A 12920-nucleotide genomic window follows, 5' to 3' on the forward strand; every position below is an offset into this window, starting at 1 on the left:
TATAAAATAGTAAGCTATCGACTTTATACACGTTTTTTATTGAATTATAATTCTATAATCTTCCGTAACCTAAGAAATGTTTTTGGTTGTAAGAGCTATTTACACTACCGTAAGTAACACCTGTTGACTCATCAGCAGCATGAATTATTTGACCGCCACCGATATAAATACCAACGTGAGATACACCTTCTCTATATGTACCTTGTAAGAAGATAAGATCTCCTGGTTTCGCTTCAGATGCGCTAATCTTTTGTACAGAACTCCACAGGCTTCTAGTATCTTGACGACCTAAACCGTAAACATAAGAGATTAAACCACTGCAGTCAAAACCACCGTTTGAAATTGACGCACTACCCCATACGTATTTTAGACCTACTAAACCTTTAGCTTTTTCGACAACATCTTGTCTGCCACCTTTAGTATCAGCTGGTACTTCTGGAGTTGGAGCTGGTTTTTTCGCTTCTTCTTTTTTAGGCTCTTCTTTTTTAGACTCTTCTTTTGGAGCTTGTACAGCATTATTTGCTGGAGCTGCTGGTTGAGCTTGTGTTGGTGCTGGTTGAGCCGCTGCTGGTTGTTGTGCAGCTTGCTCTGCTTGTTTTTGAGCAGCAGCTTCTTGTGCAGCTTTTTCTTGCGCTTCTTTTTCAGCAATTTGTTGTAATTTTAATGCTTGTTGTTCAAGCTCTTTTAATTGGCTTTCCGTACTTGTCATTGTAGTTACAACTGTATCCATTTTACCGCTTAAATCGTTTACCGCTGTTGCTTTTTTCTCTTTTTCAGCGTCAAGTTCTTTCTTAGCAGTTTCAATTTGAGCTTGTGCTTCTTTTAATTCTTTTTGTTTCTCTTTTACCGTTGCAACATCTTTTTTCACACTAGCTTGATCTTCTTGCTGTGTTTTCATGATATCTTCATCAGACTCAAGAATTTTAGAAACAGAAGTTAAACGATCAACTAAATCTGCAACGTTTTTAGAGTTTACAAGAACTTCTGTTACAACGTTCGTATTTGGTTGTTCTTGAAGTGCAACTAAACGCTTTCTTAATAACTCTTCACGTTTTGCAATCTTTGTTTGTAATTCTGCAATATCTTTATTTTTCTTTTCAATTAATTGCTCAGTATCAGAAACTTTTTTCGTTGTTTCATCAAGTTTTGCAGCATTCTCTTGAACAGACTTATCTAAACCTTGAATTGTTTTGTTTAAGTCATTCATTTGTTTTTGTAATTCATCACGTTCTTGTTGTTGTTTATGTAAAGTGTCATTTTGTGTATTAATTTGTGATTTCACGTCAGAAATTTTATCTTCTGCAAATACATTTGGTGTTAGTCCTGAAAACATTAACCCTGCAACTAATGCGCAAGATGCCATTTTTAGCTTTTTCATTTTATTTTTTACACCGCTTTCTTTTTTCTTTTTCCGTATATAACCTATAAAATTTATACCATAATTCGGGATTTTTTTTGCTAATGTTACGTTTTTGTAAAACAAATGTAATATTATTTGTAGCTCTAGCGCAAAATTCGTATATTTTTGTATGTATGTGTAGAAATTTATATACTTTTCTCACTTCTGTAAACAAAGAAAAAACGTAAGGAATCCCTTACGTTTTATTAAATATACGAATACAAATGAAATGCTACTTCATCCATTTCTCAGCCCAATTTTGGACCTCATCCATAACACTTTCTAACGCTTTTCCCTTGTCAGTTAAGCCATACTCGATTCGAACTGGTACTTCTGGATAAACATTACGAACTACAATGCCCTCGCTTTCCAATTCCTTCAAACGCTCTGACAACATACGATCGCTCATATTTGGGATAATATCTGCGATTTCTCTAAAACGTTTCGACTCTTCAAGCAAAGATTTAATAATTAAGCCAGTCCATTTCTTACTAAGCAAAGTAAAAGCTGACTCAAACTTTGGACATAAACAAGAATTATGCTCCATATGTTTCACCTCTCTTCTATTATAATATAGTTTCTTGTAAAAAGTAAGTTATAAAACTTTCCTCATTATTTTATTTTACGTACATTTTACCATTTCCAAATATTAACTTGTCAACTAAACGTAACATACCCGTAAAAAAACCCTCTTAAAAAGAGAGCTTTTTATATCTTTATTACTTCGTATACCATCCAAGACCTAATGCACCTTCACCTAAGTGCGTACCAATTACAGCTCCAAAATAACCTGTACGAATTGTGACGTGAGGATATTTTGCTTCTAATTCTTTCTTCCATTCATTCGCTTCCTCTTCACGTTGCGCATGAATGATAACTGCTTCCATAGGTACACCTTTACTTGCTTGCTCATCAAAAATTTCAATGATACGTTTTAATGCTTTTTTACGTGTACGAATCTTTTCAAACGGAATAATGATTTTATCTCTAAAATATAAAACTGGCTTCACTTGTAACAGACTGCCGATGAAAGCTTGCGCGCTATTTAATCGACCACCACGTTGCAAATGATGTAAATCATCAACTACAAAATAGGCGTCCATCGTTTTCTTCATTTCATCAAAACGAGCGATAATCTCTTTTGGATTCTTTCCTTCACTTGCTAACTTTGCACCTTCACGCACATAAAATCCTTGTACTTCACAACTAATTTCAGAGTCATACGTATATACATCAATACCCTCTACCATCTGTCCAGCTGTTGTTGATGTTTGATATGTACCACTAATTCCACTTGATAGGTGAATACTAATAACTGCATCATAATCTTTAGCTAGTTCTTCATATAGCTCAACAAACTTTCCGATTGCTGGTTGAGAAGTTTTTGGAAGTTCCTCTTGTTCACGTACTTTCACATAAAAATCATCTGCTGAAATTTCAGCTTCTTCTTGATAAGATTCTGTTCCAAACACAACGTTTAATGGAATCATATATATATTGAGTTCATCACGAATTTGCTTCGGTATATATGCTGTACTATCAGTAACAATAGCTATTTTCATTTTCGTACCTGCCTTATAAAAAGTTTTATTTCCTAATTTTACACGAAAACTACAAATGGTGCATCCATACAGGGAAATGCCGGTTGAAATTATACTCACCATCTCGACAAATTACAACAAAAAGATAAAATAATCACCAAAAACTTCAACGTATTTAGAAAAAATGTTTGAATATAAAAAGGCTCGCTTTTAAAATGGAAAGTACTAGTCATTTTGATAGATAGGGGCGTATACAAGTGCTATTACAATATTTAACAATCAAAGACTACGGCGAACACGAAATCGTCATTCAAAAATCAAGATTTATTTGTTATATTAGCCGAGCAACGACTGAGGAAGAGGCTCAAGAATTTATACAAAAAATAAAAAAACAACATTGGAATGCAACACATAATTGTTCCGCTTATTTAATTGGCGAACAAGATCATATTCAAAAAGCAAATGATGACGGCGAGCCTAGCGGTACAGCTGGCGTACCAATGCTAGAAGTACTTAAAAAACGTGGACTAAAAGATACCGTTGTGGTCGTAACACGCTATTTTGGTGGCATTAAACTTGGCACAGGTGGATTAATTCGTGCATATGGAAAGTGTACAAGCGAAGGCATTAATCATGTCGGTGTTGTCCAGCGAAAACTAATGCGTGTGATGCAAACCGAGATTGATTACACATTACTTGGCAAAGTGGAAAATGAATTACGCAATTCAAAATATGCCATTAAAGATATACATTATCTAGAAAATGTCACATTTGATACGTATGTTGAAGAAGACGGCAAACAAGCCTTTACAGATTGGATGATTGAATTAACAAACGGGAAATGTACAATTACAGAAGGAGATATGTTGTACTTAGAACAAGATGTTATCTAAGCATAACTCTTTTATCACCTTTAAAGATTAATGTAGTGAATTACTTCCCTACAAATGAACTAACGAACTAAGGAGATTATATATGGAAGAACGTTATTATCATCTCCAAAATAGCAGAATAAAAAAGAAACGAAGAAGGAAACTTTTCTTCTTCCTTATTTTCGCATTTTTATTTGGCAGTATAGGAGTTTATGTGTTAAATTCTTACTCTTCTCTTATGGGGATGTATAGTGGTTTTACTCGTGAAAAATCGGATTTAAGAAACAAAGATGTAGAAATTACAAAGGAACCTTTTACAATTCTCATTATGGGTATAGAAGATTATGCGACAGACGGTCAAAATGGTCGTACAGACTCATTAATGTTTGCAACAGTCAACCCGAAAACGCAAAAGATTTCACTTATGAGTATTCCTCGTGATTCTCGAGTTACAATTGTTGGTAAAAATAAAGAAGACAAAATTAACGCTGCCCATGCTTACGGCGGAGAAGAAATGGCAATCAAAACTGTCGAAGGCTTTCTAAAAGTTCCTGTAGACCATTATCTTAAAATTGATTTCCAAGGCTTTAAAGGTATCGTTGATGCTGTTGGCGGTGTTACTGTTGACGTACCCTTCGATTTCTGGGAGCGCTCTGACGTGGATTACTACAAAAAAATTCAATTTAAGCAAGGACAGCAAAACTTAAACGGTGAAGAAGCACTTGCTTACGTCCGTATGCGAAAGCAAGATCCAAATGGCGATTATGGTCGAGCTGCTAGACAAAGACAATTACTGGCCGCTGTTGCTCATAAACTAAACTCCACATCTACTGTATTTAAAATTAAAGATTTAACGGCTGTCGTTGGAAAATATATAAAAACCGACATTCCTATTTCAGACGGACTTGCTCTTTACAATAAAATTTCTGGATTTGATCCTTCTACAATGCAAACGTTAAAGCTTGAAGGCGAAGACAAAAAGATAGGCGGTATTTATTACTTCCTTCCAGATCCAATCAGTGTAGAAACGGTGCGTAACGAAATTGAAAAAGAATTAGGAGAAAAAGCAAAAAATCCAACTACAAAAAACAACTCAAATCCTGATTCAAATTCAAGTTCTAACGAACAAACAAAAAAAGAAACAAACCAAAATAAAACACCAACTGATCCGCCACCTTCTACAAATGCTCATGCAGAGTGGATTATGCGCAATCAGCCATAACAAAAAGGCCCAATCTATCCGATTGGGCTTTTTTATTTACTTATTAAAGTGTTGTAAAATTGCTTCTACAATACGCTCTGATGCACGACCATCACCGTAAGGATTAGATGCTTTCGCCATCTTATCATGAGCTTCTTTATCTGATAACAACTCATCAGCAAGACCAAAGATTGTCTCTTCGTCTGTTCCTGCTAATTTCAGCGTACCTGCTTCAATACCTTCAGGGCGCTCTGTTGTATCACGAAGAACAAGAACTGGTACCCCAAGTGATGGAGCTTCTTCTTGTACACCACCAGAATCAGTTAACATTAAGTATGAACGAGCTGCAACATTGTGGAAATCAATTACATCTAGCGGCTCAATTAAATGAATACGGTTATGTTCACCTAAAATTTCATTTGCTATTTCACGAACAACAGGGTTCATATGAACAGGGTACACAACTTGTACATCTTCATGCTTATCAACAAGACGCTTAATTGCACGGAACATATTACGCATCGGTTCACCTAAGTTTTCACGACGGTGAGCTGTCATAAGTACAAGACGATCATTTCCAAGTTTCTCTAGTACAGGATGACTATATGTTTCTTTTACAGTCGTTTGTAGCGCGTCAATCGCTGTATTTCCTGTGATGAAAATACGTGACTCATCTTTATTTTCCTTCTGTAAGTTCGTTGCTGATTTTGCTGTTGGTGAGAAATGAAGATCCGCCATTACACCTGTTAATTGACGATTCATCTCTTCTGGGTATGGAGAATACTTATCCCACGTACGAAGGCCCGCCTCAACATGACCTACTGGAATTTGATTATAAAAAGCAGCTAAGCTTGCAATAAATGTTGTTGTTGTATCACCATGTACAAGTACAATATCCGGCTTCGCTTCTTTCATTACTTTATCCAAACCTTCTAAGCCACGCGTTGTAACATCAATTAAAGTTTGGCGGTCTTTCATGATATTTAAATCGAAATCTGGCGTAATTCCAAAGATACTTAATACTTGGTCTAACATTTGGCGATGTTGTGCTGTTACAGTCACAATCGATTCAATTTTTTCTGGGTGTTTTTGCAACTCTAATACAAGAGGTGCCATTTTAATTGCTTCTGGACGTGTCCCGAAAATTGTCATTACTTTTAAACGTTCAGTCATGTGATTGCCTCTTTTCTTTCACTAATTACAGCTTCTATTATGACATATAAAAATATGTATGAGTACATCCCTTTTTAACGCATAACAGAAACTTTTCTATTACAAATACTTTTTCTTCCCACCGAGTAATAATCTATCTTTTGTTTCTTAACATCTTCATCAGTATAACAATTTCTCCCATCAAATAAAATAGGCTCCCTCATAAGTTGTACGTACTTTTCTAACGGATAAGTTTGAATATCTTCCCATTCTGTTACGATAAAAACCGCACTCGCATCTCTAATCGATTCATCTATACATCTACTATATTGTATAGCATCTCCAAATATATTTTTCACATATTGAATTGCTTTTGGGTCGTAAAGAACAATATCTGCACCTATATTAATTAATGCTTCTATTATAATAAGAGATGATGCCTCTCTAATATCATCCGTATTCGGTTTAAAGGATGCGCCAAGAACTGCAATCCGCTTTTTATTCATGTTCATGACTTTTTTCGCTTTTTCAATCAATAGCAGTTGTTGCTTATTATTTACTTCAATAACCGCTTTTAACAAACGAAAATCATGAGCAACATTTCCCGCAATTTGCACCAGCGCTTTCGTATCTTTTGGAAAACATGATCCCCCGTATCCAATACCTGCATTTAAAAAAGATGCACCGATCCTCTTATCCATTCCCATCCCTTTAGCAACATCCAATACATTTGCGCCTACCTTCTCACATATATTTGAAATTTCATTAATGAAACTAATCTTTGTAGCTAAAAAGGCATTCGACGCGTATTTAATCATCTCTGCACTTTTAATATCTGTAACATACGTTTCTAAGCGTAATTCGCTATACAAACTCTTTACTCTTCTTGCTACTTCCTCACTATCTGCTCCAATTACAATACGATCTCCATGAAAGAAATCATAAATACCTGAACCTTCACGCAAAAACTCTGGATTCGATACGATATGTAATGTATATCTCCCCTTTAACTCCTCCTCAATCCATCCTTTCATTACATCATTTGTACCTACTGGAACTGTACTTTTCGTAACAACAATAATATCGTTCGTCGCATATACTCCAATATCATTACAAGCACTCTGAATATATGTTAAATCCGCCGTCCCATCTAATAAAGGTGGTGTTCCAACTGCAATAAATATAAACTCTACATCCTCAAACGCCTCTTCTTTATTTGATGTGAAAGTTAAAGCATTATTCTCATATGCATGATTTATTAATTCATGTAATCTAACCTCATAAATAGGTAAATCCCCTTGTTTTATCCGTTCAATTTTCTCATCATCTATATCAAAACATGTAACTGAATGCCCCAACTTTGCCAATCCTACTCCTGTAATCAATCCAACATATCCAGTACCTACTATCGTAATTTTCATTTCCTTTTCGCACAGGAATATACAATAGAAAAGATATGAAATATAGAATTCTCCCTGCGCTTCCCCCTCTCACATTAAAAATGAGAAAACTCTTTTCCTTTTTCATTATATGAATTACTTCCCTCATTCTTTTTAAAGTTTTTGTAAAATTAAATGCACTATAATATAAAGTGAAACTTAATCATTGGGAATCCAGTTACCAGCTCACTCCAGATAAATTCCCACATTTTAACACGAGACTTACTCATTTCTACGTGTAACACTTATAATACTGAACTAAAAGTATTCACTATCGAAGAAAAAGAGGAAATGTCATATTCCAAAGTCCAGTACGATTAACCTTCTTATATGATTCAATATTCTATATACAATTGTCATATATTCTATCCGCTTCCATTAACCGTAAAAAGAAAAAAAGATTGAATTCTAATCTTTTTGTGATACCATATGTTATGAGCCTGTAAATAAACATCATAATTTTCAGATAAATATATTTTCAAAAAAAAAAAATTACGTTAGACTATAAAGGGTGGGGTATTAATGGACTCACAAGTGATTTATGCCATTTTGGCATCTTTCATCACTGTACTCGTCGTTACTCCTTTAGTTATTAAATTAGCTTTTAAAATAGGAGCGACAGATAAGCCAAACGCACGTAAAGTGCACCAAAAGATTATGCCACGTCTTGGCGGGTTAGCAATCTTTATCGGTGTAGCTGTAGGATTTGTTGTCGGCGGCTTATATGAGCAAAGAATGTTATCGATAACGCTAGGTGCGATTATCATTGTAATCATTGGAATTTTAGATGATATGTACGAGTTATCTGCGAGAGTAAAATTCGGTGGACAACTGTTAGTTGCCATTATGATTGTAAAAAGTGGATTATTAGTGCAAGTATTATATATCCCATTCCTTGGGGATACTGAACTTGGATGGCTTGCTTATCCAATTACAGTATTTTGGCTTGTAGGTATTACGAATGCAATCAACTTAATTGACGGCTTAGATGGATTATCTGCTGGGATTTCATCTATCGTACTTGCAACGCTAGCATATATGGCCTTCACTAGCCCATGGGGTACTGGAACAGCGATTATCTTGCCACTCGCATTAATTATATTAGCAAGTACAATTGGATTTTTATTCTACAACTTCCATCCAGCAAAAATTTTCATGGGAGATACAGGAGCACTATTTTTAGGATACTGTATTTCTGTTATATCGTTACTTGGATTATACAAAAGTGTAACGTTATTCAGTTTTATTGTTCCAATTATCATTTTAGGTGTACCTATATTTGATACGATATTTGCAATCATCCGTCGTATCGTAAATAAAAAACCTATTTCAGCACCAGATAAATCGCATTTACATCACCGCTTACTTGCAATGGGATTCTCTCATCGCAAAACGGTACTAATAATATACGCATTCGGTATTTTCTTTAGTGTAAATGCCATTATTTTCACTAGTGCAACGTTATGGTTATCCATTATTCTTCTTTTCGCTTTGATTTTCTTCACAGAAATCATTGCTGAAATAATCGGGCTTGTACATGAACGTTACAAACCACTTATTTCCTTTTATAAAAAAGTGAAAAAACGCGAAGACTAATTGTAGTATAGCCTTTACCATTATGAAATATTCAAATAGCACCCTCTTTCTTATAAGAGGATGCTATTTTTTTATTCATTATTTTACATTTCCAAAATATAGATTGTTTGAGAGTTCCTCTATTGGAGAAAGATATACATAATAAGAAACGTATCAAGTTTTCTTTTTACATCTTGATTGTCAAACTGAGGGTGAATGTTATGATCAAGCGAGTATTGCAATGTATTATTTTATTTTTAACCATTACTATGTACGCATCATCTAATACTGAAGCAACAACTGTTATTCCTGCTGAATATCATCCAAATACTGAAACGACCTCTCCTACACAAAAAATTGCGTACTTAACATTTGATGACGGGCCAAACAAATATACTACACAAATTTTAAACATCTTAAAAGAAAAGAACGGAAAAGCAACTTTCTTTGTTATTGGCGGAAAAGTGCCACATTACACAAAAACGATGCAAAGATTAATTAAAGAAGGACATTATATCGGTCTCCACAGCATGTCACATGATGTAAAACGCCTTTACACTGGTGACCCTTCCACTTTAATTGCAGAAATGGAGCAAACACAAAGCATTGTCCAGCAAGTTACGAAATTAAATACACATCTCGTTCGCGTTCCATATGGTAGTATGCCTTACTTAAAAAAGAATTACCGTGACGCACTTGTATCGGCCCAGTATAAAATGTGGGATTGGACAATCGATACCTACGACTGGAAAAGCTATGACAATCCTTCTGCCATACTCGAAAGAGTACGTAATCAAAGTGATGAACAAGTAGAAGTCATTTTAATGCATGATTCGAGTGTAACCGTACAAATACTGCCAAAAGTAATTGATTATTTACAGTCACAAGGATACAAACTTCTTCCCTATAATCCTTCTTCTCATCTCAAGGTAAATTTTTGGAAAGACACAAGATTGTAACAGCTTTAGTGCCTATGTGCTAAAGCTGTTTTATTTTTCTCTTCCCACCCTTCCCATTTTTGTGTAAAATTTTAAATAGTGATGAAGTTTCGAGGTGAATAGAAATGAAACGAATAGATCTCATTTTTAACGCAATACAAGAAGGCAATTATACAGAAGGTGTAACCGCATCAGAACTAGCTACCCTGTTGCAACTAGATCGCGCCAATGTAAGTAGCGACTTAAACAAACTTGTAAAAGATAAACGTTTATTAAAAACAAATACGCGACCTGTTCGTTTTTACATAGAAACGAACACTTCGTTGGAAACGCATTCAAAAGAAGTAACTTCATTAGATACATTTGCAATTGAAAATACGAGCCTTAAAATCGCAATTGAAAAAGCGAAAGCTTCTATGCTCTATCCTCCAAACGGTATGCATACTTTACTACTGGGAGAAACAGGGGTCGGAAAGTCTATGTTTGCTTCTTTAATGCACGAATATGCAATTGAAGTTGAACAGCTTCCTAAAAATGCACCATTTATCGTCTTTAACTGTGCTGATTACGCAAATAATCCACAGCTACTACTCGGGCAATTATTTGGGATTAAAAAAGGAGCTTACACAGGAGCAAGTGATCAAAAAGGATTAATTGAAAAAGCACATGAAGGAATTCTTTTCTTAGATGAAGTACATCGCCTACCTCCAGAGGGACAAGAAATGCTTTTCACCTTTATTGACCGCGGAGTGTACCGCCGCCTTGGAGAAACAGAGAACGAACGTAAAGCACAAGTATTAATCATTACTGCAACAACAGAAGAACCAAATTCATTTTTATTAAAAACATTTACAAGACGTATACCGATGACTGTTACGCTGCCACCACTTCGTGAGCGTACACATAAAGAGCGCTTTGCTTTACTACAGCTATTTTTCACAAATGAAGCAATTCGTCTGCGAAAAGACATTCACGTTAGCCCAAATGCAATGCGTGCTTTCGTCTTTTATAATTGTCCCAATAACATTGGTCAATTAAAAACAGATGTTCAAATTGCCTGTGCGAAAGCCTATTCTGATTTGGTCACAAAGAAACGTGATTCTGTCTATGTTTCAAGTACAGATTTACCTTGGTATATGAAAGAAGGGTTGTTCATTGAAAGGAAGAGCCGTCACTTATACCAAATACCAAATGAAACATTTGTATTTACAGGTGAGGAAGGTTGGAGTAATCATAAAACAGAAGATGAAAAACGCTCTTCTATTTACGATTATATTGACTATAAATACGAAGAACTTCAAGCCCGTGGTATTGAAGAGGAAGAATTAGAATTACTAATAGAAAATGATGTTCAAAGCTTTTTCGTACAATATTTTAACCAAATATCCAAAAAAACAAGCCATGAAAATGTTTTTAAAATTGTGGATCGTAATATCGTTTCCGTATGTGAAAAAATAGCGGAACTTGCTGAAAAGCATTTATCTAAGACGTTTGATGAAAAAGTATTTCTCGCTTTAAGTTTACATGTACAGACAACTCTACAACGTTTACAAAGCGGAAAACAAATACATCACCCACAATTAAATCAAATTCGTACGAAATATAAAGAAGCTTTTTCCGTCGCTATGCAATGCATTCAACTACTGGAGGAAGAATTACAAATAACAATGCCTATTGATGAAGCTGGCTTTTTAACAATGTTCTTCGTTGTTGATCCAATTCCTGCCTCACAAACAGAAGTAAAAGTATTAATATTAGCACACGGTAATGGCATCGCAACTGAAATGGCAAACGTTGCAAACGAACTTCTCGGCATTGAGGAAGTAACCGGTATTGATATGCCGTTACACGAATCACCGAAAGATTTCTTGGAACGTGTGAAAGTGTATATGAAAACACTACAAAATGTAAATGGGCTTCTCTTACTTGTTGATATGGGGTCACTTGCTTATATCGGTGACATATTAGAAACGGAGTTCAAAATCCCTGTACGTGTTCTCTCGATGACGAGCACACCACATGCACTAGAAGCAGCTCGAAAAGCTCAGCTCGGTTATTCATTAGATGCGCTGTATGAAACAGTAAAAAATTTAACACCATTTTACTTAAACGTACAAGAAGAAAAGAAAAAACCTCTCTCTCCAATGAAATCTGTTATTTTAACAGCTTGTTTAACTGGTGAAGGAAGTGCTTTAGCTATTCAAAAAATGTTAGAAAACTATTTAAGATTTGATAAAGACTTAATTGAAATTATTCCGATTAGTATCGTCCATGAAAAAGATTTAACGAAAATGATTGAGAACATAAAAAAAGAGCGTAACATCATTTGTATCGTCACGAATTTCGATGTGCAAGTGCCGTGCTTAACATATCATTTCCAAGACATCGTAAACTACACAGTAATTCAGCCCATTCAAGAATTAATTACGTATGAAGAAACATATGCAAAAATGGCGGATATTCTTGAACAACAAATGCAGCGTAACGATGGGGCATTACTGATCAAAACAATTCGTTACGCATTAAATACAATTCAAGAATTAATTTCCTTACAGCTAACTCCTGATAGCTTAATGGGTGTTATTCTGCATATGAGCTGTATGGTTGACCGTCTTCAAAAAGGAGAAAGCCTTCTTCCTCATCCTGATAAAGAGAAAAGAAGACAAGATGAATACTGGATGTATATGAAAGTAAAAAAAGCATTGCAACCAATTGAAAATACATTTGAAATACAAATACCTGATGACGAAGTATTTTACGTTATGGACTTCTTTATTAAAAATCAACCTGCGAAAAATTAATC

At 35.0% G+C, this 12920-nt stretch carries 10 protein-coding genes; 5 read left to right on the plus strand and 5 right to left on the minus strand.

The genetic code is table 11. From position 1 onward, the window contains the following. Window positions 1-52: 52 nt before the first annotated feature. The 3 genes from ACYFX0_RS16520 to ACYFX0_RS16530 form a co-directional block, all read right to left on the minus strand. The gene (locus ACYFX0_RS16520) at window positions 53-1483 is read right to left on the minus strand and encodes a C40 family peptidase (protein WP_000499489.1); all 1431 of its coding nucleotides are present in this window, start codon (window positions 1481-1483) and stop codon (window positions 53-55) included. 148 nt (window positions 1484-1631) lie between these two features. Further along, a complete protein-coding gene (locus tag ACYFX0_RS16525) occupies window positions 1632-1946 on the minus strand; it encodes a winged helix-turn-helix transcriptional regulator (RefSeq protein WP_000400857.1) in 315 nt (104 codons plus the stop codon). Window positions 1947-2118: 172 nt separating this feature from the next. After that, a complete protein-coding gene (locus ACYFX0_RS16530) occupies window positions 2119-2961 on the minus strand; it encodes a DegV family protein (RefSeq protein ID WP_000684725.1) in 843 nt (280 codons plus the stop codon). 236 nt (window positions 2962-3197) lie between these two features. Here ACYFX0_RS16530 and ACYFX0_RS16535 point away from each other — a divergent pair, with 236 nt between their 5' ends. Both ACYFX0_RS16535 and ACYFX0_RS16540 read left to right on the plus strand, forming a co-directional pair. Beyond that, complete coding sequence (locus ACYFX0_RS16535) at window positions 3198-3833, plus strand: YigZ family protein (RefSeq protein ID WP_242314285.1); 636 nt, start codon at window positions 3198-3200, stop codon at window positions 3831-3833. An 82-nt stretch (window positions 3834-3915) separates the two neighbouring features. Continuing rightward, window positions 3916-5034, plus strand: a complete 1119-nt coding sequence (locus tag ACYFX0_RS16540; protein WP_000392802.1) for an LCP family protein — start codon at window positions 3916-3918, stop codon at window positions 5032-5034. A gap of 36 nt (window positions 5035-5070) precedes the next feature. Here the strand turns inward: ACYFX0_RS16540 and wecB are convergent, their stop codons facing one another. Then, on the minus strand, window positions 5071-6186 hold the full coding sequence (gene wecB / locus ACYFX0_RS16545; protein WP_000140145.1) for a non-hydrolyzing UDP-N-acetylglucosamine 2-epimerase: 1116 nt from the start codon (window positions 6184-6186) through the stop codon (window positions 5071-5073). Between the two features lie 74 nt (window positions 6187-6260). Then, a complete protein-coding gene (locus ACYFX0_RS16550) occupies window positions 6261-7586 on the minus strand; it encodes a UDP-glucose dehydrogenase family protein (protein ID WP_000704926.1) in 1326 nt (441 codons plus the stop codon). Between the two features lie 540 nt (window positions 7587-8126). Between ACYFX0_RS16550 and ACYFX0_RS16555 the strand changes: the two genes are divergently transcribed. The 3 genes from ACYFX0_RS16555 to ACYFX0_RS16565 all read left to right on the plus strand — a co-directional run bounded on the left by ACYFX0_RS16555 (window position 8127) and on the right by ACYFX0_RS16565 (window position 12918). Next, window positions 8127-9200 carry a glycosyltransferase family 4 protein gene (locus tag ACYFX0_RS16555; RefSeq protein WP_000378320.1) on the plus strand — a complete coding sequence of 358 codons (1074 nt, stop codon included), beginning with the start codon at window positions 8127-8129 and terminating at the stop codon, window positions 9198-9200. A 200-nt stretch (window positions 9201-9400) separates the two neighbouring features. Further along, window positions 9401-10138, plus strand: coding sequence for a polysaccharide deacetylase family protein (locus ACYFX0_RS16560; protein ID WP_000597185.1), 738 nt, complete (start codon window positions 9401-9403; stop codon window positions 10136-10138). A gap of 104 nt (window positions 10139-10242) precedes the next feature. Beyond that, window positions 10243-12918, plus strand: a complete 2676-nt coding sequence (locus tag ACYFX0_RS16565; RefSeq protein ID WP_000820955.1) for a PRD domain-containing protein — start codon at window positions 10243-10245, stop codon at window positions 12916-12918. The last annotated feature ends 2 nt before the right edge of the window (window positions 12919-12920 follow it).

The organism is Bacillus sp. NEAU-Y102 (assembly GCF_054788175.1).

Excerpts from the sequence above, each read along its gene's own strand:
- ACYFX0_RS16525 (WP_000400857.1), bottom strand. The coding sequence starts at position 1,946 with ATGGAGCATAATTCTTGTTTATGTCCAAAGTTTGAGTCAGCTTTTACT.
- ACYFX0_RS16530 (WP_000684725.1), bottom strand. The coding sequence starts at position 2,961 with ATGAAAATAGCTATTGTTACTGATAGTACAGCATATATACCGAAGCAA.
- ACYFX0_RS16540 (WP_000392802.1), top strand. The coding sequence starts at position 3,916 with ATGGAAGAACGTTATTATCATCTCCAAAATAGCAGAATAAAAAAGAAA.
- wecB (WP_000140145.1), bottom strand. The coding sequence starts at position 6,186 with ATGACTGAACGTTTAAAAGTAATGACAATTTTCGGGACACGTCCAGAA.
- ACYFX0_RS16550 (WP_000704926.1), bottom strand. The coding sequence starts at position 7,586 with ATGAAAATTACGATAGTAGGTACTGGATATGTTGGATTGATTACAGGA.
- ACYFX0_RS16555 (WP_000378320.1), top strand. The coding sequence starts at position 8,127 with ATGGACTCACAAGTGATTTATGCCATTTTGGCATCTTTCATCACTGTA.
- ACYFX0_RS16560 (WP_000597185.1), top strand. The coding sequence starts at position 9,401 with ATGATCAAGCGAGTATTGCAATGTATTATTTTATTTTTAACCATTACT.
- ACYFX0_RS16565 (WP_000820955.1), top strand. The coding sequence starts at position 10,243 with ATGAAACGAATAGATCTCATTTTTAACGCAATACAAGAAGGCAATTAT.